General features: G+C 34.1%; 26 protein-coding genes, 1 pseudogene and 2 other annotated features. Of the genes and pseudogenes, 6 read left to right on the top strand and 21 right to left on the bottom strand.

All coding sequences use genetic code 11. From position 1 onward, the window contains the following. Positions 1-123: 123 nt before the first annotated feature. The 6 genes from CEF19_RS20010 to CEF19_RS19985 all read right to left on the bottom strand — a co-directional run bounded on the left by CEF19_RS20010 (position 124) and on the right by CEF19_RS19985 (position 4,973). Positions 124-885: a methyltransferase domain-containing protein gene (locus CEF19_RS20010; protein WP_100407690.1), complete on the bottom strand. Its 762-nt coding sequence runs from the start codon at positions 883-885 to the stop codon at positions 124-126. Positions 886-934: 49 nt separating this feature from the next. Continuing rightward, positions 935-1,165, bottom strand: a binding site (T-box leader). Positions 1,166-1,323: 158 nt separating this feature from the next. Next, positions 1,324-1,827, bottom strand: a complete 504-nt coding sequence (locus CEF19_RS20005) for a GNAT family N-acetyltransferase (RefSeq protein WP_100407689.1) — start codon at positions 1,825-1,827, stop codon at positions 1,324-1,326. A gap of 201 nt (positions 1,828-2,028) precedes the next feature. Beyond that, positions 2,029-2,568, bottom strand: a complete 540-nt coding sequence (locus tag CEF19_RS20000) for a nucleoside/nucleotide kinase family protein (protein ID WP_100407688.1) — start codon at positions 2,566-2,568, stop codon at positions 2,029-2,031. A 107-nt stretch (positions 2,569-2,675) separates the two neighbouring features. Then, the gene (locus CEF19_RS19995) at positions 2,676-3,140 is read right to left on the bottom strand and encodes a VanZ family protein (protein ID WP_100407687.1); all 465 of its coding nucleotides are present in this window, start codon (positions 3,138-3,140) and stop codon (positions 2,676-2,678) included. A gap of 143 nt (positions 3,141-3,283) precedes the next feature. Continuing rightward, positions 3,284-4,444 (bottom strand): stage II sporulation protein D, encoded by a 1,161-nt coding sequence (spoIID, locus tag CEF19_RS19990; RefSeq protein ID WP_100404279.1) that lies wholly within the window; start codon positions 4,442-4,444, stop codon positions 3,284-3,286. Then, the gene (locus CEF19_RS19985) at positions 4,434-4,973 is read right to left on the bottom strand and encodes an RNA polymerase sigma factor (RefSeq protein ID WP_100404280.1); all 540 of its coding nucleotides are present in this window, start codon (positions 4,971-4,973) and stop codon (positions 4,434-4,436) included. Before CEF19_RS19985 ends, spoIID begins: the two co-directional genes overlap by 11 nt. Positions 4,974-5,401: 428 nt before the next feature. On the opposite strand from CEF19_RS19985, the gene CEF19_RS19980 reads away from it, so the two are divergent. Further along, positions 5,402-6,472 carry an SDR family oxidoreductase gene (locus tag CEF19_RS19980; RefSeq protein ID WP_100407686.1) on the top strand — a complete coding sequence of 357 codons (1,071 nt, stop codon included), beginning with the start codon at positions 5,402-5,404 and terminating at the stop codon, positions 6,470-6,472. A 34-nt stretch (positions 6,473-6,506) separates the two neighbouring features. Here CEF19_RS19980 and CEF19_RS19975 read toward each other — a convergent pair whose 3' ends face one another. After that, positions 6,507-6,887: a winged helix-turn-helix transcriptional regulator gene (locus CEF19_RS19975; RefSeq protein ID WP_053537382.1), complete on the bottom strand. Its 381-nt coding sequence runs from the start codon at positions 6,885-6,887 to the stop codon at positions 6,507-6,509. A gap of 652 nt (positions 6,888-7,539) precedes the next feature. On the opposite strand from CEF19_RS19975, the gene CEF19_RS19965 reads away from it, so the two are divergent. Then, positions 7,540-7,947 carry a hypothetical protein gene (locus CEF19_RS19965; RefSeq protein WP_227521887.1) on the top strand — a complete coding sequence of 136 codons (408 nt, stop codon included), beginning with the start codon at positions 7,540-7,542 and terminating at the stop codon, positions 7,945-7,947. A 165-nt stretch (positions 7,948-8,112) separates the two neighbouring features. Here CEF19_RS19965 and CEF19_RS19960 read toward each other — a convergent pair whose 3' ends face one another. The 4 genes from CEF19_RS19960 to CEF19_RS19945 form a co-directional block, all read right to left on the bottom strand. Beyond that, entirely contained in the window at positions 8,113-8,640 is a 528-nt protein-coding gene (locus CEF19_RS19960) for a GrpB family protein (RefSeq protein ID WP_100407684.1), read from the bottom strand. Between the two features lie 117 nt (positions 8,641-8,757). Next, on the bottom strand, positions 8,758-9,234 hold the full coding sequence (locus tag CEF19_RS19955; protein WP_100407683.1) for a hypothetical protein: 477 nt from the start codon (positions 9,232-9,234) through the stop codon (positions 8,758-8,760). A 37-nt stretch (positions 9,235-9,271) separates the two neighbouring features. After that, positions 9,272-9,652 carry a hypothetical protein gene (locus CEF19_RS19950; RefSeq protein WP_100407682.1) on the bottom strand — a complete coding sequence of 127 codons (381 nt, stop codon included), beginning with the start codon at positions 9,650-9,652 and terminating at the stop codon, positions 9,272-9,274. A gap of 155 nt (positions 9,653-9,807) precedes the next feature. Continuing rightward, positions 9,808-10,176 carry a hypothetical protein gene (locus CEF19_RS19945; RefSeq protein ID WP_100407681.1) on the bottom strand — a complete coding sequence of 123 codons (369 nt, stop codon included), beginning with the start codon at positions 10,174-10,176 and terminating at the stop codon, positions 9,808-9,810. A 587-nt stretch (positions 10,177-10,763) separates the two neighbouring features. Between CEF19_RS19945 and CEF19_RS19940 the strand changes: the two genes are divergently transcribed. Beyond that, entirely contained in the window at positions 10,764-11,303 is a 540-nt protein-coding gene (locus tag CEF19_RS19940) for a DoxX family membrane protein (RefSeq protein WP_157801024.1), read from the top strand. 366 nt (positions 11,304-11,669) lie between these two features. Here the strand turns inward: CEF19_RS19940 and CEF19_RS19935 are convergent, their stop codons facing one another. The 8 genes from CEF19_RS19935 to CEF19_RS19895 all read right to left on the bottom strand — a co-directional run bounded on the left by CEF19_RS19935 (position 11,670) and on the right by CEF19_RS19895 (position 18,156). Next, positions 11,670-12,257, bottom strand: coding sequence for a VanZ family protein (locus CEF19_RS19935; RefSeq protein WP_100407680.1), 588 nt, complete (start codon positions 12,255-12,257; stop codon positions 11,670-11,672). A gap of 250 nt (positions 12,258-12,507) precedes the next feature. Then, complete coding sequence (locus tag CEF19_RS19930; protein WP_100407679.1) at positions 12,508-12,753, bottom strand: hypothetical protein; 246 nt, start codon at positions 12,751-12,753, stop codon at positions 12,508-12,510. Positions 12,754-12,787: 34 nt separating this feature from the next. Further along, entirely contained in the window at positions 12,788-13,372 is a 585-nt protein-coding gene (locus CEF19_RS19925; protein WP_100407678.1) for a GNAT family N-acetyltransferase, read from the bottom strand. A 98-nt stretch (positions 13,373-13,470) separates the two neighbouring features. Further along, positions 13,471-13,735, bottom strand: a binding site (T-box leader). Positions 13,736-14,014: 279 nt separating this feature from the next. Further along, the gene (locus CEF19_RS19920; RefSeq protein WP_264755139.1) at positions 14,015-14,407 is read right to left on the bottom strand and encodes an SRPBCC domain-containing protein; all 393 of its coding nucleotides are present in this window, start codon (positions 14,405-14,407) and stop codon (positions 14,015-14,017) included. Between the two features lie 170 nt (positions 14,408-14,577). Further along, positions 14,578-15,144: a DUF4256 domain-containing protein gene (locus tag CEF19_RS19915; RefSeq protein ID WP_100407676.1), complete on the bottom strand. Its 567-nt coding sequence runs from the start codon at positions 15,142-15,144 to the stop codon at positions 14,578-14,580. Positions 15,145-15,488: 344 nt separating this feature from the next. Then, entirely contained in the window at positions 15,489-16,316 is an 828-nt protein-coding gene (locus CEF19_RS19910) for an STAS domain-containing protein (protein WP_100407675.1), read from the bottom strand. Between the two features lie 591 nt (positions 16,317-16,907). Next, complete coding sequence (locus CEF19_RS19900; protein ID WP_100407674.1) at positions 16,908-17,351, bottom strand: NlpC/P60 family protein; 444 nt, start codon at positions 17,349-17,351, stop codon at positions 16,908-16,910. 271 nt (positions 17,352-17,622) lie between these two features. Then, positions 17,623-18,156: a VanZ family protein gene (locus CEF19_RS19895; RefSeq protein WP_100407673.1), complete on the bottom strand. Its 534-nt coding sequence runs from the start codon at positions 18,154-18,156 to the stop codon at positions 17,623-17,625. 403 nt (positions 18,157-18,559) lie between these two features. On the opposite strand from CEF19_RS19895, the gene CEF19_RS19890 reads away from it, so the two are divergent. Together CEF19_RS19890 and CEF19_RS19885 are read left to right on the top strand one after the other, a co-directional pair. Beyond that, positions 18,560-19,795, top strand: coding sequence for an IS110 family RNA-guided transposase (locus tag CEF19_RS19890; protein ID WP_100404291.1), 1,236 nt, complete (start codon positions 18,560-18,562; stop codon positions 19,793-19,795). A 543-nt stretch (positions 19,796-20,338) separates the two neighbouring features. Continuing rightward, a pseudogene (locus CEF19_RS19885) lies at positions 20,339-20,770 on the top strand (IS110 family transposase); the annotation flags it as partial. On the opposite strand, the gene CEF19_RS23885 reads toward CEF19_RS19885, so the two are convergent. Beyond that, positions 20,770-21,033: a GrpB family protein gene (locus CEF19_RS23885; protein ID WP_100407672.1), complete on the bottom strand. Its 264-nt coding sequence runs from the start codon at positions 21,031-21,033 to the stop codon at positions 20,770-20,772. The pseudogene CEF19_RS19885 and the gene CEF19_RS23885 overlap by 1 nt on opposite strands. 68 nt (positions 21,034-21,101) lie before the next feature. Between CEF19_RS23885 and CEF19_RS19875 the strand changes: the two genes are divergently transcribed. Continuing rightward, positions 21,102-22,472, top strand: a complete 1,371-nt coding sequence (locus CEF19_RS19875) for a hypothetical protein (RefSeq protein ID WP_100407671.1) — start codon at positions 21,102-21,104, stop codon at positions 22,470-22,472. A 359-nt stretch (positions 22,473-22,831) separates the two neighbouring features. Here the strand turns inward: CEF19_RS19875 and CEF19_RS19870 are convergent, their stop codons facing one another. Next, on the bottom strand, positions 22,832-23,251 hold the full coding sequence (locus CEF19_RS19870) for a nucleotidyltransferase domain-containing protein (protein ID WP_100407669.1): 420 nt from the start codon (positions 23,249-23,251) through the stop codon (positions 22,832-22,834). Positions 23,252-23,541: the final 290 nt, after the last annotated feature.

Here is a 23,541-nt window from a genome sequence, read left to right as displayed (position 1 = left end):
TTATTACGTTCAAGCTACCCATTAGCCATCCATGAAGTGTTGCTTCACCACAGAAAATGAGAGAACATATTTCGTTCTCTCATGGTAGTTCAACAAAACCGTTTTATATTTGTTTATATAGTGTTACTTATAACACACACATATATTACGATTAATGGAAAAGTAAAATTCATCATTTAATGACATTTCTTTTAATTCTGAAATCCAACTTTCCAATTCCTCATTATTGATTATTTTTTTTGTAAGCAGCCAATCCTTAATCATTTTCGCCAATTTAAAAGAATAATAAGGTTCTTCAAATTTATCATTTATCATCGTGTAAACTAATGGAGAAACTTTATTAAACCCCACTTGTTTACACATTACAAGTAGTCTTCTACCAATAATCCCATCTGGTCCAGAGTCTCCAAAGCTTTGTATTATAAGTCGGGTTTTTTCTATATTTGTTGTTGTATAAACTGTTTGGTCCCAATCTGTGTGCTGTATAAGTGCTATTCCATTTGGCTTAAGCACACGTTTTATTTCTTTAATGGCTGTTTTAGGATCCTTTATCCATTCTAAAGTTTCAGCACAAATTATCTTATCAAATGTATTATCATTAAAAGGTAAAGCAGAACCATCGCCCTGGATAAATTCAATTTTTTCATTCTTCCCTTTAGATTCCCAGGTTTCTTTTGCTACTGCTATTCTATTTTCATCATAATCTAATCCTACAACTTTATTTACAAATGGGAATAAACTAATTAAAAAATGTTCTGTATCACCAGTATTACAACCAACATCCAACACGGAATCACCAGGCTTTATATCTAGCTGTTCAAGATAAAACTTCCAAGATGCTATGACATCAGGCATCGGCGGATTCAAAAAATGTTCTTGTGCCATAATCACTTCTCCTCCTTTGATTTTAATTAAAATAAAAAAACTCGCCTCTAAAAGAGACGAGTTTTATAAACCCGTGGTACCACTCAATTTGACCATTAATGGTCCACTTTTTTTAACGAGAAATGTTTTTCCCGACGTATCTCTACTTATAATTCAAGAACTTATAATTCAAGAACGTTTCTCCGAAGTGCGGTTCATTATTAAAGGCACATCAGGCTTCCACCAATTCCTGACTCGCTACAGATTCTTTAATAATTACTCTCTTCTTCATAGAATATAAATTATAATATTTTGTTAAATTATACCTAATCATAATAATGTTGTAAATACTTTTTCAATATTCAAAATACTACAAAATCCAATATTAAAAATTCTAGGATAAAGCTTTTTCTTGTTAAACTATAACTGCCCGGTCCATCAATAAGCAAAAGAACAACCTCAGCTTCTTGAAGTAATGCACCCGATAGTTGAAGAACTAAGCTCTTTCTTCATTGAAACAACTTTTATATTTATACCATTTGGTTTATGTACAACTTCTTCATCATAAATATCGTAACCTATGGAACTATATAGCTGTATATTCTTAGGTACTGTCATACGAACTTTACATAGTATTGTAGTTATATCCACTTTATTTGCATATTCCTCTAGAGATTTTAATATCTCTTTTGCAATTCCTTTACCTTGTTTTCGAGGAATAACTGACAAACGATAAAAATATAAACCCTCTTCTTTTAATTGAAATCGCACCATACCAACTGGTTTATTTTCTTCAAAAGCAATCAATGCTTTTTCCCCTTTTTTAAAAGCGTCTAAAACTGACTGAACAGTTTCTTCTAAAGCACTCGATGGGGGTATTTCGTTTTTATATTCCATAAATGCCTTAATCATTAAATCGTGAATTACTGGTGCATCAGAAGATTTAGCAGAATCTATTACCATGTTAATCCCTCCATTTGTAAATAATTATACATTTTAACTTATTTTTATACAAAACAGAAGAAGTAAAATTTCTTAAACAATCTTGCTCCTTTAGTCTAACATTAATTCCCTTTTTATTGACATAGAAACGTCCCTTATTTAAGGAACGCTCCCTTTATCTTAATAACAAACCCATTTACTATTTTTGTTTTTTCCTAAAAGTTATTCATTGTTTACTAAATTCCTAATGATAATACTTACAATTTCAGATATAGGTAACATCCCATCTACAATGAGGTCAGAATTAGGTTTTATCGTGTTTAACATACCAAGATAACCCCTTCTTCCTCTAACAATGTAATTATCTAAATCCTGTAATACCTCGGCAGGACGGTTTGTGAAATCTCTAATTATCCTGCGTGCCATTGCAACATCCAATGGAGTATCAACGAACACGGCAAAATTAATAAATTCGCTTGTCTTACTATGTAAATAGGCAAATGGAAAATCTAAAATTATGTAATCTAGAGGTTCATTAAGTAACTTTTTTATATCTTTAATAAGTGGTGATAAGTCCCATTCATCGGGATTACCACCATTATCAATCCATTCAATAATGTCATCTGGACCGTTAAAATCATAGTCGTCAAAAAATAGTGTTTTACTGTTTTGCAACTTTCCTCTTAGGTCTGTCGTTATTGTTGTTTTTCCCCCACCCGAAACCGCAGCAATTGCAATTACAATCGGAAACTTTCTTTTCATAAACTCCTCCAATTTATAAAATGTCTTCTTTCGCTATCCTGCTCGATAGTGAAAAAACGACTGATCTTATTGGACAATCGCACCCGTTTGTTGAACAAGAATATATATTATTTAAGTAAGTTCTGAACAAATTTCATTTTCCAAATTCCATAACCTATTAAAGCACCAATCATATTAAGGATAAAATCATCAATGTCAAAACTTCCTCTTCTTGAAACAATTTGTACGATTTCGAATAAGAATAATACTGCAATCATTGAAATGATAAATATGCCTACTTTACTAATTTTTTTAATGAAAAATGGTAGATAAATACCCATTGGTAAAAACATAAATAAATTACCACAAAGGTTTTTTATAGGTATATCCGCATTCATGCTACCATCAAACATTGCCTGAACATATGTACCAATAGTTTTAAAAGGAACAAAATTTGAAAAAGATTTTATATATTCTAACAACGAAAGGTCTGTATATATTCCACCTCTATGTCCCAAAAACATAAGAACTACTAAAGCAAAAATATAAAATATAAAACTAATACTGAAAACTGCCTTTATTATCTTTTTCACTTCTCTCCCCCACTTATCTTTTCTTAAACATTACTGCTTCTTTAGTTTAACATTAATTTCCTTTTTATTAAAATAGAAAAAGCATCCCTTGTTGAAGGAATGCATCCTTTAGTCAAATAAGAAAAATGATTTTTTGTTATTTATTATTCAATTAAAGATAATATCTGCGGTAAAAACGTGTTAAGCTTTTCTATTTCAATCCCATTATAAAAATGATTCACGATTTCCTTATAATCTTTGCCTTCAAGTGCCATACCGTTAGCACCGTCCTGACTCATTCCAACTCCATGCCCAAAACCTTTAGTTTCAATCGTTATTTGTTCGCCTTGTCGTTGCCACTTAAAATCAGTAGACTCTAAATCTAATTTTCCTCTAATTTCTCTACCACTAAACTCTTTTCCGTCAATAACAACTATAGCTACACGTCCACCTTCTGTTCGCTCACTAATTTCACCGATTGAACTATCATCTGGTAAAACAATGCCTAGAGCTTTTTCAAATTCATTTATACTGATAACTTTACTTGAACTAAACCGCGGCGATGTTTGGTCCCAAGGGCTGTCAACACTTTTCAAATAAGGAACTTCATTTCCCCAATAGTCCTCTGCATTCTCTGTATAACCGTTGCTAGTTGAGAAAAAAGCAGCTTGAATTGGTTCATTATTAAACGTCAAAATTTGACCTTGTGTTGATAGAACTGCTTCTTCTACTTTTTCCAAATACATTTCATAATCTGTACCCCAAACTGTTTTTAGTTCTTCTTGATTTCGATAAGTTTGGTGAATAGTTGTATCAGTAACCATTGCACCTTCTGGTAGTGAGATATCTCCTGAATGCAAGATGTGTCTTATTATATAGGTTCGTGCTAACAACGCTTGAGATTTTAAGGCTTCCATCTCAAAGGTTGGATCCATTCCCGCTGCAACTACACCCATGACATATTTCTCTAATGGTACTTCTTCTACTTGCTCAGATTCTTCACGGAAAATTGAAATATTAATGTCTTTCTCCTTCAATGTTTCTTCAGTTTCATCTCCAACATTAAAAACTTCTTCTGGTACATTATTTGTTCCGCTTAAGATTTGACTAATATCATTACTAAAAACGTTAAATCCAATAATAATAAATACAATGAAACTAGCTATACTAGCAAAATACAAAGAAAAACCTTTAATTTTTTTCTTATAATGTAATCTATGAGCTTTTTGTAATAAATTACGTTTAGTTTCAATAACAAACTCTTCTCGTGGGTTTATATCGGGTGAATTTTTTATCTTTTTAAATAAATCCTTTTCACTTTGCATTTTCAAATACCTCCTCCATATTAAACTCTAGTTTAGTGTGAAGTTTTTTTAACGCACGGTGGTAATTCACCTTAACTTTAGACTCGCTACAATTTAATATTTTTGCAGTTTCTTTGATAGACATTTCATTAATGCCTCTAAGGATAATAACCTCTCTATAACTTGGCTTTAGTGTTAAGATAGCTCTTTTAACAATTTCTCTTTCTTCTTCGATTTCTAATGCTTCAGCAGGTTTTATCTCAGTTGAAATTAGACTATTAAAGAAGCTATCTTTAAACAAAGAATAAAACTTGTTTCTACGATAATAGTCAACAGCAACATTCCTTGAAATAGACAATATCCATGATTTAAGACGGTCTTGATTATTAAAGTTTGACAGGGACTTTAGCACTCTAATAAAAACCTCCTGAGTTAAATCTTCTGCATCATTACGACTTCCCGTAAAACAAATCAAAAAATGGTAAACATCTTTGTAATGTTTATCATATACTTGTTCAATCCTTTCATTGATACTATCCGCATCTATCAAGTAATCCCCTCCTTATCTTGTTGACTCATATAATAATCGTATAAGTAACACAAAAAGTTACAGTAATTACTAAAAAAATAAAAAAAAGCGGGATATATTATATCTCCAGCTTGATTATCTAACATTAACTTCTTCCACTAACCTGCTCGTTACTTCAAGAAGAAAGCGATTACCCTTTATTGAACAATCTCCCCCGTTAGCACAAGAACGAATAAGAGAAGAGATAGGATTATATAACAATTTAGTAAACTAGCATTATTTCTAAATGATGGCTTTTTTGATGTTATTAATACCAAATACTTGTCTTAAGAGCACTGCTGGATTACAAAAAAGTGCTTATGGTACTTCAAAGTGCGTACTTCTCAAGTGTGGTTCCTTGATGCAAAATAACAGTGAACAAACCACAGAACAGAAGGAGCTGAAACACTATGAATAATGAATCTCAAACAACACGCAAAGTCGCCTTGGTCGTAGGCGCAAATGGTGTAATCGGACGCAACCTTATTGATCACCTCATTACTCTCCCTGATTGGGACGTGATCGGCGTATCGCGTCGAGGCGGAGAGTCTGTCGGCCGTGTCCGGTATGTGACTGCGGATCTACTCAATAAAGACGACACCCGCGAGAAGCTAAACAGTTTAACTGAGGTAACACACATCTTCTATGCCGCCTATCAGGACCGTCCAACTTGGGCCGAACTTGTTCCGCCCAACCTCGCCATGCTAGTGAATACCGTAGAGGCGATAGAACCAATCGCGTTGGGCTTAAAACATGTCAGTTTGATGCAGGGATACAAGGTATACGGCGCACATCTCGGACCGTTCAAGACCCCTGCTCGTGAGACAGACGCTAACCATATGCCACCCGAGTTCAATATTGATCAGCAAGGTTTCTTAGAACAAAGGCAAAAAGGTAAGGCATGGACTTGGTCGGCGCTCCGCCCTTCTGTAGTCTGCGGTTTCTCGCTTGGAAATCCGATGAACCTCGCCATGGTTATTGCGATTTACGCCTCAATTTCGAAGGAGCTTGGCCTTCCGCTGCGGTTTCCGGGCAAACCGGGTGCTTATGACAGCCTGTTGGAGTTGACAGATGCGGGGCTTCTCGCGAAGGCAACAGTATGGGCGGCGACTGAAGAGCGTTGTGCTAATCAGGCATTTAACATCACGAACGGCGATCTGTTCCGCTGGAATGAATTATGGCCGAAAATCGCTCACTACTTCGGCTTGGAGACAGCGCCTCCGCTGCAGATGTCACTGGACGTTGTCATGGTTGACAAGGAGCAGCTTTGGAACAAAATGGTCGAGAATCATGGGCTTGCTCGGCACTCCTATAAAGATGTATCCTCCTGGCGATTCGGTGATTTCGTGTTCTCGTGGGATTACGATTTCTTCGCCGACGGAACTAAGGCCCGTCGCTTAGGTTTTCACGAATACGTCGATACCGAAGCGATGTTTATGAACATCTTCGACGACTTCCGCAAACGTAAAGTAATCCCATAAACGAAAAGCCGGCCTTGTCTATTAGGTCGGCTTCTTATATGTTATGTACGTCTTCAAGCTGTGGATTGGCAAGAACGGTAGCCCTTCCCCCGTACTTTCTCTCTATATGCGAATCCCCCCACCTACACATCAGATGCAGGATCTCCTTTAGACTCCAGCCGTAATCTGTTAACTCATATTCGACTTTTGGTGGAACCTGATTGTAAGAAATGCGCAAGATGACGCCTTCCTCTTCAAGCTCCCGAAGTTGCTGCGTTAACATTTTTTGAGTAATTGCGGGTATCAAGCTTTTCAATTCATTGTTACGTTTCTTTCCAAATGTTAGATGAAAGAGAATTACAGGTTTCCACTTTCCTCCAATTACCTCCAAAGTTGCCTCTACCGCAGTGTTGTAAATCTTATTAGGATCCTTCATTACACAACTCGCCTCCCTTTTCCGAATATTTCGACACCGGTCACTGGTAAACATCATATGAATTGGAGCCATTAAATATCCGTTTTTGAACATTATAACTGCAAGCAAAATATTGCGCTATCCTGCCCCCGTTAGCGAAATAAGCCAAAGGATCTGCCGTGACGATAACTCCCTTATTCCATTCAAGCACCCTTTAGCTTAATAAAGATTAGCTTTCTTCCCATCTTAAAAATGCCCAAAATTGCAATTTCTCCATTTCTAACGGAAACCTATAATTTATATACTCTTCTTTACAGTATATATTACGGGTGAATATTCCTTTCCAAACTATATTTTTCCAATCCTGTTCTTGATGATATTCTTTTGTAAATACTTTTGCTTCAAAAAATAGAAATAAGTCAAAGAGTACAAAAAATATAGGACCGAAACAATGCCACACCTTTAATCATGACCGTCCTATACACACATACAATCGCTCTTTTACTAACAGAATAAATTAAATTTTCCTATTGGAGGGATTGATTTTGATTCTGTCAAAAGCGTGGGAATGTTATGAAGCCGACAGGAGAAATCTAAATTTGCCTTACATATACGGTAACATAACCCAAGCTGGGAGAATATCATACTGGTGTAAAGAAAGGAGAGCTGTTAAGTGAACAACAACATCCAAATGAATCCTCATCAATTTCAGGGTGATTACCATCCTGACCAAATTAAAGGTCTATGTAAAAAGTATATGAACTACCATGTTATAGGACAACTGAGTGATGGATCACAGTTTGATGGTATTATCGATAGCATGGATGAAGAAGGTGTTACTATGTTAGTTCCCGAAGATGTTGATGCAGGACAAATGAATAGGCAATTTGGCTATGGAGATGATGATTACTACGATAATGATTACGATTACGATGATTACGGACGACCTCGCAGGAGAAGATTTCGTCGATTCCGCCGACGTCGTTTCCCATTTCGTTTTTTTAGAAGAATATTCCGTTACCCATATTACTACCCTCCTTACCCTTATTATCCCTGGTATGGATACGGTGGTGGATACTAGTTATAGCCCCTTTAAATAGTGATTTAAGGCAGCATAAATGCTGCCTTTTAAACTGAAGTAGCGCCAACAATGATGTAATCTTAAAAAGAATACTATAACTTCAATATTAAACTCCCTCTTTAACACAAAAGCGACTGCTCTTATTGAACAATCGCTCCCGTCACTTTAATAAAAATTTCTTTTTACAGCCCATTTTTTTGCCCTTTTGACCAATTCATTAACGAATTTTTGTTTTTCAGCTTGATACTTATAATGATTTTCAGGGAACTTTTTTGCCAATTCAATTTTTATATCTCCATAACTTTTAGCTTCTTCTGGGTGCTTAATTAAATATTCTTTAAAATTCAAATGTGTTTTTATATTTTCATTACCACTCTGAAATATATGTAAGTGATGGGTTCTATTTTCTTTTCCCTTCGGAAAGTACCTTCTTCCTGAAATCCCATTCTCACCTTTAGGTTCATACCCTAATTTTCGTAATTCCTCATTGTATAAATCAACTTTTCTAATATTCTTAACAACAACTAAAATATCAATTATTGGTTTTGCATAGCCTATTGCTGATACAGAGGTACTTCCAATATGGAAAATATTGACTATTTCATCTTTCAATATTTCTTTTAATAATTCCTCTTCGTGGCTATATAACTTTATCCACTCTTCATTCCAAGGAAGTATTTTGGTTTTTCTCATAAGAACTATCCTCCCTTTACTTTTTTCATCTTTTAGACTTCATTTTAAATAAGTTCTTCTTCAACAATTCGCTTCTTTAGCAAAAGAGCGATTGCTCTTTTTCCGCAATCGCACCCTTTAGTTGAACAATCTACGAGAAGAGTTTCCCCTTTCCTTAAAGATAGTTTTTACTTGCAAACCAAGCCATAACATCAAAGCAGGAACAATTGCGAAAATAAATGGATAATCAAAATTAGCAGGAATACCTGTTATATTTAAGAATGGTTGAATAGTTACAAAATATAAGAAGTTAATAGAATTTAGCATTGAACCTTCAAAACCAGAGGCAGGTAGTAAAGTACCTAAATATAGTAGCAAACTAAATACTGGGATTAAAACAACAGTTTGGGTGTTATACCTAATTGAACCTTTATTTCCCAAAAATAAACCTAAAATGAAATAAAGAACAATCGATAATATAAAAACAGCTAGCGATAAATTTTCATTCTCAACTCTGCTCCAGACCGCCAAGTTTAAAATCCCAGCAATGCCTATCACAATGAAATGAAAAAAAAGTGATTGGAGATTAGTTTTCAACAAATTAAATATTCTCATTTAATCCCCTCCTTGTTAGAGTAAAGCACCCTTTAGCTTAATAAGGACTTGAAATCTCATACTTCTTTGCTAATATCCAACCATTTAAGCCAAACGAAGCTGAAATTACATAATAGGAATACTGATGCTTTACCAGCTTGTCCTCTAATTCTTGGATATCTGTGTAATCAATTGGCCAACAGTAGTCTTTTTGTTTTTCTATTAAATCTCTATTCTCAACAAAAAAATGGCGAAGCTCTGTTTTTTCTATATCAAAAATAATGCTACCACTTAAATGAGTTTCAAACATATGTGCGAGTACCCCAGAAAAAAACAGTGTTATTTTCTGACCTGACTCCGACAGTGTGTGAATGTTGATTACTTCATTTTTGAGGTTAACTTCATATGAGATAATTTCATTATCATGAATAATTGACATAGTTTCACTTCCTATACAACCATTTTTAGGTTTAACTAATCTGCTCTTTAACACGATAGGAGCTGCCACAACTCCTTTGTTAAACTCTTGCCCCCGTTACTTTAATTAGAAAAAGGTGATACTCTTTTGTAAAGTATCGCCCTTATAATCAAATATCAGTTATTTAATGTTATTTCTTCAGTATGTCCATCCCATTCAATAGTCGTGATAATTTCACTGTTCTTTTTAACAATCATATCATTGGGATTACCATCTAAATCAAATACAAAATTTCCATCCGAATTTAACTCTGCACCATTTGAGTTAAAACCAAAATTACCAGCATGTACACCTGCATCAAATAATCCAACTGATTGCATATCAGACCCTATATAGCTCAATACGAAACCTTCAACTTTACCATCTGATGCTGTATTGAGTTCGGCTTTCCAATTGTTACTCTCTCCAAAGAAGCTCTGAGGCTCTGAGTTACAGGCAGTTATAATTGATAAACTAAGTAACAAAGCCATAAATATTTTGTACATAAGAATTCCCCCTTCTATATAAGGGATGTCCAACAAAGGGGAATTATGATAATAAAAATATACTTATTGATTTAACCTGACTTGTTAGCACAAATAGTGACTGCTTTTATTGAGCAATCCTGCTTCGTTAGTTTAATACCATTTTATTACAAATCTATTACAATAAATTCAGATTGTATATCTCATAATCAGTAGCGTAACTTTTGAGTTGCGATACCGTCGAGGTAAAAAATAAGTCGGTCTATAACCGACTTACGTGTTTATTAAAGCCACCCTTTACATGAAGAGTGAAAATAAGAACCTATCCATTATTGTTTTAATCTGTCATCCACCTCATGGACTAGCTCTGTTCAAACTTCCAATTGCAGAATTTAATTGAAAACCCTCTTTGTCAATAGTTCCATATATAAATAACTATTTACAACAAAAGTTTACCATGGTAAACTTTTATGTAATGGGTAAACATTTCGACCGTTCATGCATATGGTTTATTAGGTAGAATAACTAAATAACTTCAGTAAATTTCCACAAAAATATTTCCTTAAGGAAATAATATTCACTTAAGGAAAACAAGGAGGAACATTAAAATGAAAGTATTAAAAAATTTAAGATTGTTTCCATATCTTGTAGTTTTAATGCGTGTTCTTTTCGGGCTAGGTTGGCTGTTAGCAGGAGTGACCAAAATAACCGATAAGTTATGGTTTAAAGAACCAGGTTTATATTTAAATGATTATCTAATAAATTCATTACAAGCCTCAAATGTCCCAACCTTTTATAAAATTTTCATAGAAAATATAGCTTTAGAACATTTGATGGTTTTGAACTATTTTATCCCCATAGTCCAGATTTTACTAGGTATATTCCTCATAGCAGGTTTATTGACTATACCTTCTATCCTTGCTTGTATTATTATGCACATTAACTTTGTCCTTTCTGGAAATATGAACCTTATGAGTCTTATACTTTATACAAGTGCATTTTCACTAATTATTTTCAGGTCAGAGATATATCAGTTAAGTCTCGATAATTATTTTAATTTACCTACTTTATTAAAACCTCAACGAAACAACAAAGAAAAAAACGTCTTTATGTCTTATAAAAAAGAAAAAATATCTATTAACTCATAAACTCAATTTAATAAATCATTGAACCAATCCAATAGATTAACCCTAAAATATTAATTAATACAAAAACGTATAATAAAAATTTAGTTACTTTCAACATTATCTCCTCCATACCAGTTTAGCTAACAGTAACATTAAAAATATAAAATAATTAATGCCGTCATTATTATCAGTGACGGTTTTATATTATTCTAAATTTATTTTTACATTATGCTTGGATTACCCCATTACTTTATTTTATGCATCTTAACACTACCAAATCTTTACATTGCTAAAAAATGATTTTTCTTATTCCACTATTCTGCTCCGTTACTTTAAGTGTATAACTTCACAAGTTTAAACTTTTCGCCAGAGATTATTAATTTTTTACTATGACTTTCCGATAAAATTTTTTAATATCCTACAACTACCATAACCCACTAATCCACCTATTGTATTCAACAATATATCGTCTATATTGGGTATTCCAACCCCAAAAAGGAACTGTAACAATTCAATAACTATTGAAGTTAGCATTACTATTAATCCAACTTGATAAACATTTCTAAGCTTTCTAAGCCATAATGGAAGAAGGAAGCCTAATGGTAATAAGAGCAATAAGTTACCAAGAATAATTGTTCCTACACCATATATGTTTAGAATATGTGTTAACGAATTAAATGGTATCAGTTGAGGTGTAGAAAAATAGAATATATCTCTACTTTCTAATAAGTTTTGGTAAACAGACAATGGTATATCTGCAACTCTTGTTACTAGTAACACTCCCATTGCATAAACACATGTAACCATTAATAGAAATAAGTACCAGCTTAAAAACATTAGTGAGAATTCTTTTTTTATATATTTTAATATAAGTATTATTGCTATTATCAGAAAAATTGGTCCAAAAATAGGTAATACAAAAGGGGGGGTAAACTGAAACATATCTTGAAAAGCACGTCCAAAGTATGACGACATCACTATTCACTCCTTTACTACAACTCTTAAAATGAAAAGCTTCATATAAATTCTTCGTTTCCTGCTTTCGTTACTTCAACAAAAGCAGGAACTGCGATTACATATAACAGTAAAAACATAATAAATCTCCTCACATATTGCAATCATCACTAATTACTTCTTCTTGAAGAAAACTGCCCCGTTACTTTAAGTACAATCTTACTTCGGTAAATACTACCTAATATTAATATAGTAAACGACAATATGATCACTATTTGCATAATGAAGAATCCCATACTGTTTTTATAATTATTTCATTGCTTTCCTTTGAGATAACGCTTACTCCCTTGATTAGTTCAATTTCCTCTTCATTCTGACGAGTTTTCAAAAAACCTGGTGTAACCTCAAGTTCTCCTTTAACTTTAACAATATCATCCGTTTCCGGAACCCCCTTATCAATTGAATGATTGCTTCGGTGATCCCAACCTTTTTTATAAGGATCTGAAGTTACGCTCACAATGTACTCTTAGTATTAATGGTTGTATTGGATATCATCGACTTAAAAAACTCAAGAAGTTCCTCTTTACAGCCTCCCAATCCCTGTCCAAAATACTATATAGATTAGAATCTCGAATATACCCATCATGATTAATCAATTCTTGTCGTAAGGTTCCTTCAAACTTCGCTCCAATTCTTTGAATGGCTTGATTGGATCTTTCATTTCTTGAATCAGTACGGAGCTGGATTCGAACCAGTTCCAATCTTTCAAAACCATACCTCAATAATAGATATTTACACTCTGTGTTGACCCTAGTTCTCCAAACCTTGGGATCCAACCACGTGCCACCTATTTCTAGTTTTCTGTGTTGCGGAGAGATCTCTAAGTAACTGGTACTTCCAACAATCTTATTCGTGTTCTTATCAAGGATGACGAATGGATACCATAGTCCCTGCTTTTTTAATTCCAACAGATCATGAATCGTGTTAAGCATATCCTCAGGTTTATTTATGTTCCCCTGACTGTACCTCCAAATTTCACTGTGATTGGAAGCCTTAAATAGTTCCTCCGAATGTTCATATGTCATTGGTACTAGCCTTACCTTTTTCCCATCAAGTACGATATCATCTGTAAACATTTTAAATCCTCCTTTTGCTTAGTTTCACCATTTCATCGTAAATGCCCTTTAGATAACCGGAACAAAGCAAAAAACCTCGGCCCAAGACAAAATTATTGTCTAAGGACGAGGTTATACCCGTGTTACCACCTTAATTTACTAATCACTCACATGATTAGCCTCAATAAGTACGAAACAATTAAGTTCTTATACCCTGACATTTATAACGAGTGCCAACTCTCGTCACAACCTTACTCTAAATATAGAGTAAAGTTATGCTGCTCAGAGACCATGTTCAATCAAATATTCAATGCTTCTTTTCAGCTACCGGAAGCTCTCTGTGAAAAAATAAAATTGATTTACTCTTCTCCTCATCACCTTTAGTTCTTTACTTATTTACCTTATTATTACATCTAATTTCAATTAAAACAATATGTAATCTCAATTTTTGGTTCTGTTGATATTTTGCTCATAAACAGCAATTAAAAAAATCGCTCTGTCTTTCACAATTCTGCCTCGTTAGCACAAGAAGGATCTACTGTAACGATAACTCCCTATTCCATTCAAGCACCCTTTCGTTGAAGAAGAAATGCACAAAATAATCACAATTTTTTATCTAAAACAAATAAAAAAGGTTCTTGTTTTCAAAATGAAGTATTTTAACTAATGTATTAATGGAGCACTCAAATTTTTAACGGCATATTCCAAATAACCCTTTAAAGAAGATAACATATACACACAACCTTCTTTTTGACCCATCATTTTGTTTACTATTTCAGGGTCATCTTCTCTCAAACCTGATTCTGTTACTTCAATAATTGTCCTTATATTATCCAACTCTTGTAGTGTAATTGTAACAACTGTTTCTTCACCATGTTCCGCTCCCCATGAAAACACGATTTTCTTACTTTCCTCAGCTTCTAATACATTTATAACCCCTTCTGCTTCGTATTCATCATATCTCAATGTAACCGACTTGCCTTGTTCCCATCTTTCAGAACTTGATGAAAACCAAAAATTCCCGATTTTTACAGGGTCTACTATGGCTTCAAACACCTCATTAGTTGGCTTCAGTATTTTAAATTTCGTAGTTACTTGAGTGTCTAAGAGCACCTATCAAAGTTGGAGTCAGAGACAGATGCCCTTGCCATAGAAGTTGAAGAATGAAAATAAAGCCTTTCCCCAGGTGACCGTTCTCAATTCAAATTTAGCTTTCTGTGCAAAATTTAGACCCTTAGCGATCCACGGAAACCCCTGGCAGCATAATAGGATTCTGCTCCGTTGTGGTACACAAAAACAGTGTCGTAACGACGATCACAAAAGATAGCACCCCCATGATTTCTAATATTAGCAGGTGTTTTCACCCAGCTTGATGTTTTCGTATCGAAGTTTCCAAGTTTTTGCAATTCCCGGTATTGTTCTTCCGTTAAAAGCTCAATGCCCATGTCAGCAGCCATATCAATAACGTTATTTTCTGGTTTATGTTTCTTCCTTGACTTCAGCGCTTCAAGGTCGTAACAAACACTTCTGCGCCCTTTAGGACTTTCCGCTGAACAGTCATAAAAAATGTATTCATCCGTCTTTTTATCATGACCAACAACATCCGGTTCACCGCCAGTTCTTTCCATTTCATTGAGCGACCACAGTTTTTCAGTATTAGCTTCCAGCTTTGCTTGGACTTTAGTCCATTCAAGACCTTTATGGCGGTTCATGTTTATCTCAAAACGGGCTTTCAATGCTTTAAGTAATTCTTCACGTTGTTCTAGTGACAACTCCTTATTTCTCTTTGTCATATTAGTTCCCCCTTATTGTTTATGGCTGAGCTCTATACCAACTAAAGCCCTTTTTACGTTTTGTTATACTTGCAACACCTAACGCTTTATTCAATTCAGAAAATACTATCGTTTCATCCTTATATTCTTCAACAGCTAATAAAATTGCATTTGAACTCTCTCAATCCATATTTAAAATACCGAATTAACCTGCCCGTTTGCTTACTTACAGCTTTCACAATACAGCTACGGTTTAACATTACTTCTAAAAAAAATCGCAACCATTTTACCTTATGATTGCGACCGTTTGTTTAACTTTTAAGTTTTTTTGATTTAAACATACCCCAAACTTAATGTTCAGCTGTTTAGTGGTGTAATAGGTGTTCATCTAGTGCCTGTTGCAAAGTTCCTAATTTCTTAGTTTCTGGACTGAAGTTGATTCCCGATTCCGTTATATCTCTTGCGACTTCCATTCGTAATCCTGTTATTACAGTTGAGCATCCCATCATTGAGATACCATTAATAATTTTTATAAGTTCATAGGTAACAACTTGTTCCATGCTAGCAATTCCTGAAAGATCCATTATTAACGTTTGAATTCGTAATTCTGATACCTCTGTTAATACTTTTTCCTTTAGAATACTAATACGATTACTATCAATCGATCCAATTAATGGCAATATACTAATAGTATTATTTATTGGGATAATTGGAACTGACAGATTTTCAACTAATTTTTTTTGTGCATCAATCAAAGAATCCTTGTATGTAGAGTAATTAATAAAAAATGTATTTAAAAACATGTCTACTCTAGTATTTATCTCTGCTTCTAGATGAAAAAAATCGCAAATTCTATATTGATTAGACAGATCATAATACTTATGTATAAAAACCCATAAAGTTCTACGAATAGCTTGTATCCATTCCAGCTTAAAGGTTAGTTCTATAGCGTGTGATGCCCAGGCTATCCCTTCCTTTTTCGCAAATAGTTGTAGATCATTATCTTCATTATTAATGATATAAACAATTAACTTATGGGCATTATTAACTAAATCTATATTACCGATTTTTAGAATTTCATCGATCTTATGGTTAACGTTTACTGCTTCATCCAACAAAGTAGATTCAAAGTTTCTCTTATTAGTCTCGAAAAATTCTCTTAGTTTAAATGAAGGTTCGAAATAAATATCCACTTTTAATTCCCCCTACTTTTTTTAATCGTTAAAAAAACTACCACTATGCAGTATCAATGTTGTATTCCTTTCTCCTAGCTAGATAATAAATAAAATTATACATTATTTTTGAATAAAAACCTAATACATTCCCACCCATAAAATTGGGCAAGTGAAAAAGCAGCACAGCTCAAAGCTGCAGCTAACCACATTTTGAGATGTTTATTCCTATTTTTCTCCAATATAAAAAGCATCTATCAAAGTTAGAGTCAGAGATAGATGCCCTTGCGCAAGCTGTTTATGATAAAAAGTGTGAGGAAGGAAAACCTTTTAGCTGTAATTGCCTGTGTGAATAAGCTCTTACATGGATTTACGCTCTTTTAAAAAGTAAGACAACTTTCCAAGATGTAGTCTAATCACTTTCAAAGAATAACTTAATAGGAATTTGTCAGTAACGTTTCAAGACGATTCTTAACATTAGACCAATCATCGTCAATGATGCTGTATACAATATAATCTAGTTCATTACAAGAAGACGCTGCCTCAACGACAACTCCAGTTATTCCACTCAAGCTTTAGTTTAAGTACATTTTTTCACATTCTTTTATAACATTAATAAATTTTCCTTTGAAACCCAACCATAATACGTTCAAGTGGAACCCATCCAATAAAATTTGGTTTTTCCCAACCTGGAGCAGCAGTTAACTTTTCTACATCAAGGTAATTATTAATCCTTACTTTATCCCAAGCATGAATAACCTCTCCATTACCAATAGATAAGCCTACATGCCCCCAATTTTTTCGTTCACCATTAATTACTCCTATGCAATCATAAAAAACAAAGGTTCCTTTTGGAGGTATACCTGTTTGCTTATTAGCCTCGTATAAATCTGCGGATTCTTTTGCAAAATCTCCACCAAAGATTTCAATGTCATTACTTCTTTCTAATGCATCCTCTACAAAAGCCAAACAAATAAAACAATATTCTTTAGAATTCAGATGACCTTTAGCCCAGTCAATTGCATTGTTAATATACTCATCATAATTTTTATCCATTTTATTGTCTCCTCCAACTCATCTCTTTAAGGTGATTTATTCAACAAAAAGAGCCTTACTTCCTACCAAGAAATAAAACAATTCTGAGCATTGCTACTTTAACTAAACTGCTCCTTTACTTCAATAAACAAACGGGTGCAACCCTTGTTGAAGGAATGCTATCCGTTAGTGAAGTACAACATTTCACAATCTTATCTAAAAAGTCAAAAAGGCGAACAGTATCAGAAAAATTGATCCCGCTACTTTAAGTGCATTTTTCTAATGCGATTACTTATTTAATATTATTGTTAATTTTAATAAAAACAGATATTAGTTTATAGATTGCATAACCAACTATTGCTCCCATTGTGTTTAAAATAATGTCATCTATATTAAACATTCTATGTAAACCAATTGTGAAACCCAGAATTAATTGCATAAACTCAATTGAAAATGTTACCCAAAAGGCTACAAGAACTGTTAATTTTATATTTTTATAACGTGCAAATAGTAATGGTAAGTATAAACCTAATGGCAATAATAATATGAAATTTTCTATATATGCCCTTCCGATATACCCGCTATTAACCCAGTCAATTATAAAATAAAACGGAATTAACTGAACTGAAACTGGTATCTTCAAAAAGTCCAGTGGAATTGGAAAGAGAGTTAATTTTATTACATTAATTAGGTAATACAGAAAGCTATAAAAAACAAATTTCCCCAGTAATGTACGCCCTATTTTTCTATTACGAATAAGGTCATAGATTACATAAATAATAAGAAAAACGGTTGCCCAATTATGAATAAATTCTTGGTCTAACAAATACTACATCTCCTATTAAAATCGAAATTAATAGAGAAAATCCAAAGGATAAGTCTATCGTACAAATTAAAGGAAAAATTACTATTTTTAAACTTTTTTCATTCTGCCCCCCTTTACAAAAATACTTTTATCTACAACTCTTCTGCCTCTTCGTATTATAAGGTCAGCCAGATAAGAAAATATTTCTGGTTGACCTTTTTTAATATGGTCTTATTATAACGGTAGCCGGGGTAAAACGTAACTGCCCGTGGGACTTGATCCCGTCAGCTAAACAGTTTGCCCCCTACTTGTAGAAACATGATTGAGGCTGGTTGGGACGTAGATCTCGTATAACAAGCGAAGCTGTGATACTGCAAGAAGGATTAGGGGTACCGGTTAATATATCTTTTGGAGGGGATATCGAATGAATCCAGTCATTGGTCTGGATGTATCAAAAGGAGAAAGTCAGATTCAGGCTTTCTTAGACAAGGGAAAACCATACCGTAAGAGCTTTAAAGTATCTCATACTCTTGAAGGACTAGATTATCTTGTCCGATTTATTGAAGAAGTGAAAGCTGAGACTGGGAAGAAACCTCCGGTTATTCTAGAAGCAACAGGACATTATCAAAGTCCTATCGTTCACTATCTTGAGGAGCGTGGATACCTATTAATTATTATTAATCCATTAATTTCTTATAAGGCCAAAAGTTCTAGCTTACGAAAGGTAAAGACTGACGCAGTTGATGCCTATCTATTGTGCGAACTTTTCTATAAAGAGGAACTAGAACCCTATAAAAAACGAGGCGTCCAACTATTAAACTTACGTAATCTTACAAGACAACATGAGAACATTACTGGTACTGTCATTCAAACAAAGTTACAGTTTCAAGCCATTCTCGATCAGGTTTTCCCTGAGTATAGAGGTGTGTTTGGAGATTTATACTCTATTGTATCTCTATTAACTCTAAGGACCTTTCCTTCGTCTGAGGATATATTAAATGCGGATGATGAAACCCTAACAAGCACCATTCATGAGTTCTGTAAGAGTCGTTCAAGGGTTTGGGCAAGTGAGAAAACAGAACAGCTCAGAGCTGCAGCTATGCGTAATCCATTTGAGAAAACTGTTTATCAGAGTCATATTTTGAGTCTGGGGATGTTTATTAATATTCTTCTCCAATACAAAGAGCACCTATCAACGTTAGAGTCAGAGATAGATGCCCTTGCGAAAGAAGTTGAAGAATATACCATTATCAAATCAATTCCTGGAATCGGAGAAAAGATCGCGGCAACGATTATATCCGAGATTGGGGAAATCGATCGATTTGATCATCCTAAGAAGCTAGTCGCATTCGCTGGAGTAGATCCAAGCGTTTTTGAATCTGGTAAATTCACAGCTACTAAGAATCGGATTACAAAACGTGGTTCCAGTAGGCTTCGGCACGCATTATATATGGGTGTAAGGTGTGCAATTCGAGACTGTCGCAAGAAGAAAACGAGTGATGAAATTATCCCTCGTAATAAGAAATTACGTGAGTTCTACGACAAGAAACGTGATGAAGGAAAGCCTTTCAAAGTGGCTGTCATTGCTTGTGTAAATAAGCTCTTACATTGGATTTTTGCCCTGTTAAAAAGCAACACATTATTCCAAGATGTAGTATAATCACTACGTCTAGCTAAATAGTCCAAAACCTTCCAAGTGCTGAGAAATGGTAGGTTATTTAGTGTACTCATTTTTAGTATATCATTTGCATTTAAACTTTTTTATTGAAAAATATTGACAAACTATTAGCTGGTTTAGCTTAACAACTTCATATTCATTTTAACATTAATTTCCTTTTGCTGTTTTCAAGAAAAAGCATTCCCGCTTTATTGCAGAAGTGCAACAGTTTGTTGATTTATTTAACCTTTAAAAAGCACCTTAAAATTAAGCAATTCATCTAGTTTATTTATAATATAGCTCGGCTTATCTTTACCTTTAAATTCCTTCGTATTATAAGGTTAGCCAGAATGCTAAATATTTCTGGTTGACCTTTTTTTATATGGTCTTATTATAGCAGTAGCCAGGGTAGAACGTAAGCACCCGTGGGACTTAGATCCCGTCAAGTAAACCGTTCACCCCCTACTGGTAGAAACATGTTTGAGGCTGGTTGGGACTGACATAAGATCTCGTATAACAAGCGAAGCTATGATACTACTAGGAGGTTTACGAAAAGTAAAAACGGATGCCATTGATTCCTATCGTCTTTGCGAGCTTTACTACAAAGAGGATTTAGAGCCATACAAGAAACGGGGGATTCAACTCTTGAACCTTCGTAATCTTACAAGACAACTTGAGAATATTACAGGAATGTACGTCCAAACAAAACTACAATTTCAAGCAGTGCTAGAACAAATATTTCCTGAATACAGAGGCGTTTTTGGTGACTTATGTTCTCTTGTGTCTTTACGTATTCTACAAGAGTACCCAGCATCAGAAGATATTTTAGCAGATAGTGAGGATACGTTGGCTAATAGAATAAAGGAATTATGTAAAAGTCGTTCGAAAAGATGGGCAGAAGAAAAGTCTCAAAAACTAAAGGCAGCAGCTGCGCGAAATCCATTTCAAAAGACACTATATCAGAGTCATTTACTGAGTCATTGATGATATTCTTTTGAAACATCAGGATTACTTCTTAAATAATTTCTGAACAAAATTTGATTGTTCCAGTGTTCTCCTTCAACCTGATAAAAATGCAGCAAAATGCCTTTATTCTCACTACTTGTGATGTACCAAATAGAATCGCCTTCTACTGCAATTTCAGCTATTTTATTGTCCGATTCTTTTAGTTTAGCAATTGCTTCTTTTGCCGATATACCATCTATCGGAAGAGAAGGGTAATATAATTTGTTTAAAAACATTACACTGTTTTTTTCCACCTATGCTATAATTTGAATGTTTAATTATTACATCAGCGAAGGAGGCAAAAATGAAACATTCATTATTCCGCTATCTTTATATTTTTTATTCGTTCGTATTCTTACTCCATACCATTAATGTCTTTATGGAAAACGAGATTATAAATTACATAGTGGGCATATTTGCTATTCTCATGTTATTTGTGTCATTCCCATTGGCATCACGTCTTTTTAAGATTCTTGGAGGTTCGTTTTTATTCATAGGAGGATATTTATTCTTTACAACCGGTCAGTCTTTTCACATTATTCCTAGTATATTAACCTCGAATTTATCATTATTAACACTTTTAGCCATGCTTCCTTGGATGAACAGTATTGTGCGAAGTGGAAGATTTGATCGGAATTTGAATCTACTTATGAAAGTGAATGTCGCAGATCTCGGTAAGCTGTATCCGCGTAGTTCGCTAACTACACATATACTTGCAGCTTTTTTAAATTTATCCGCTGCCACCATTTCACAAGATGTACTGAAGAACACGTTGTCTTCTTTTAGTAAAGAGATTCGAAATTCATTTATCACAACTGCATCCCTCAGAGGCTACTCATTAGCCCTGCTGTGGAGTCCGTTGGAGATTATGGTCGCAGTATCGCTATTTGCCACAGGGGTTGATTATGTAACCATCTTGCCATGGCTCGTTTTTATCGCGGTTGTTGCCTATCTATTAGATTCCGTTTTTGGACGCTTGTATTATAAAAAGTACACATTCGAAGATGTGGGAGTTGACCAACAGCCAAAAATCAATAAAAAGGAAATAACGAAAAAAATGATTCAGTTCGTCTTTGCACTTATCTTATTCCTGACACTTGTTGTATTGATTGGAAATCTGATTCATTTAAACTTTATTTTAACCGTTACCATTATTATTTTCCCATTTGCTTTCATTTGGTCGTTACTAATGAAAAGACGGAGAAGTTTTTGGACAATTGGATGGAATAATTGGAAAACAAAAACAAATACCATGCAGAATTTTATCGTATTGTTTATCGGGCTTTCCTTATTTTCTACTAGTTTAGGAGATACATCCTTTTTAGCGGTGATTCAAAAGCCACTATCTTTTGTATCGGATTATCCAATGCTCGTCTTATTTTTGATTCAAGCTATCTTTGTTTTACTTAGTATGTTCGGAGTTCACCCAATTGCGACAGTAGGAATATTAACAGGAATCATTACACCTTTGTTGGAAGTTATGAATCCTGTGAGTATCACACTTGTTCTCATAACTGGCTCTGTAGCAACATTCACAGTCGGTACGTACGGATTGCTCGTCACATTAACAGCCATGGGTACGGAGCAAAGCCCATACCGTATTACTATACAAAATATGCCTTTCGCAATCGGCTTGTGGATCGTCGGAACACTTGTTGCCTACCTTTTATTATAATAGAAGAGAAGGACAGGTTTCCTGCCCTTCCAATAATAGCAATAAAGATACCAAAATTATTCCAACTTTTTCAAAATACCCCCTTTTTTAATTAGACATTCATTTTAAAATAAAGTTTCAAATTCTTTGTTTAACTAACCAGCTTTTACTTCAACAAGCAAAGCTATAACCTTTTCTTGTACTATTCTGCGTCAATAGTTGAAGAATATCAGAAACAGGAGCAATCACATATGGCTGCTCCTGTTGTTCAAGTAATGCTCCCGATAGTTTAAGTACAATATTTCACAATCTTTCTTGTAGAAAAAGAAAAAAGGTGAACTTCATTTTGAAGCATAGCACTCTATAGTTGAAAAATTGGGCTACAATTTATTTAGAAACATTCTTACACTGTAGAATATATCTTCTTTTTCAGTTACGACCTTAAAGCCATTTTTAACCACATTCTTCGTTCCTTCATCAAGTGGCTCTTTAACCCACTGGTCTGTTACAACCCCGTATTCTACCTCTAAGCCATTACCATAGAAGATTCTTAGAGAGGTCAAAATCCCCCATTCTTCAAGTGTACTACTCTCAATATTATCGAAATTAAATTCGTTTTTAATAATATCTAAAGTAAGGTCTTTATTTGAAGAAATAATAGTTAAATCAACATCTGAATTTGAGTGAAAGTCACCTCTTGCAAATGAACCCACAACTGCCACACCTTTTATATGTGTTTGTTGCTCGGACCATTCCTTAAAATTTTCCAGAAGTAAATCTGCCTTCTTTTTAATTTCCAAAAGTTATCGCTCCTTGAAATCGTTTTAGAAATTTTTACAATTCTTCAACTATCCTGCCTCTTTAGTTTAACATTAATTTCCTTTTCATTGACATGGAAAAAGCATCCCTTGTTTAAGGAATGCACCGTTTGTTTAAGTACATATCTTCACAATCTGAGATCAAAACATATCCTCCTTTATATTCATGTCTACCTTCTTGTTTAACTCTTGTTCTGTCAGTTAGTCAGCCAATTACATAGTTTTTTGGACTATATAAAAATAATTCTTTTTCTATAAAATTTAAAATACAC

It is taken from the genome of Bacillus solitudinis (assembly GCF_002797395.1).
Lineage (GTDB): Bacteria > Bacillota > Bacilli > Bacillales > Bacillaceae_D > Halalkalibacter_A > Halalkalibacter_A solitudinis.
Note: the sequence above shows the minus strand (reverse complement) of the source record. Positions and strands in the feature narration are given on the sequence as shown.

Bases quoted from the DNA above. Each gene is read 5' to 3' on its own strand.
- CEF19_RS20000 (WP_100407688.1), bottom strand. From the start codon at position 2,568: ATGAAAAGAAAGTTTCCGATTGTAATTGCAATTGCTGCGGTTTCGGGT.
- CEF19_RS19955 (WP_100407683.1), bottom strand. From the start codon at position 9,234: ATGAGAATATTTAATTTGTTGAAAACTAATCTCCAATCACTTTTTTTT.
- CEF19_RS19890 (WP_100404291.1), top strand. From the start codon at position 18,560: ATGAATCCAGTCATTGGTCTGGATGTATCAAAAGGAGAAAGTCAGATT.
- spoIID (WP_100404279.1), bottom strand. From the start codon at position 4,444: ATGCAAAGTGAAAAGGATTTATTTAAAAAGATAAAAAATTCACCCGAT.
- CEF19_RS19975 (WP_053537382.1), bottom strand. From the start codon at position 6,887: ATGAAGGATCCTAATAAGATTTACAACACTGCGGTAGAGGCAACTTTG.
- CEF19_RS19935 (WP_100407680.1), bottom strand. From the start codon at position 12,257: ATGTCGTCATACTTTGGACGTGCTTTTCAAGATATGTTTCAGTTTACC.
- CEF19_RS23885 (WP_100407672.1), bottom strand. From the start codon at position 21,033: ATGTTTTTAAACAAATTATATTACCCTTCTCTTCCGATAGATGGTATA.
- CEF19_RS20005 (WP_100407689.1), bottom strand. From the start codon at position 1,827: ATGGTAATAGATTCTGCTAAATCTTCTGATGCACCAGTAATTCACGAT.
- CEF19_RS19950 (WP_100407682.1), bottom strand. From the start codon at position 9,652: ATGTCAATTATTCATGATAATGAAATTATCTCATATGAAGTTAACCTC.
- CEF19_RS20010 (WP_100407690.1), bottom strand. From the start codon at position 885: ATGGCACAAGAACATTTTTTGAATCCGCCGATGCCTGATGTCATAGCA.
- CEF19_RS19915 (WP_100407676.1), bottom strand. From the start codon at position 15,144: ATGACAAAGAGAAATAAGGAGTTGTCACTAGAACAACGTGAAGAATTA.
- CEF19_RS19900 (WP_100407674.1), bottom strand. From the start codon at position 17,351: ATGGATAAAAATTATGATGAGTATATTAACAATGCAATTGACTGGGCT.
- CEF19_RS19945 (WP_100407681.1), bottom strand. From the start codon at position 10,176: ATGTACAAAATATTTATGGCTTTGTTACTTAGTTTATCAATTATAACT.
- CEF19_RS19940 (WP_157801024.1), top strand. From the start codon at position 10,764: ATGAAAGTATTAAAAAATTTAAGATTGTTTCCATATCTTGTAGTTTTA.
- CEF19_RS19925 (WP_100407678.1), bottom strand. From the start codon at position 13,372: ATGTTTACAGATGATATCGTACTTGATGGGAAAAAGGTAAGGCTAGTA.
- CEF19_RS19960 (WP_100407684.1), bottom strand. From the start codon at position 8,640: ATGAGAAAAACCAAAATACTTCCTTGGAATGAAGAGTGGATAAAGTTA.
- CEF19_RS19875 (WP_100407671.1), top strand. From the start codon at position 21,102: ATGAAACATTCATTATTCCGCTATCTTTATATTTTTTATTCGTTCGTA.
- CEF19_RS19980 (WP_100407686.1), top strand. From the start codon at position 5,402: ATGAATAATGAATCTCAAACAACACGCAAAGTCGCCTTGGTCGTAGGC.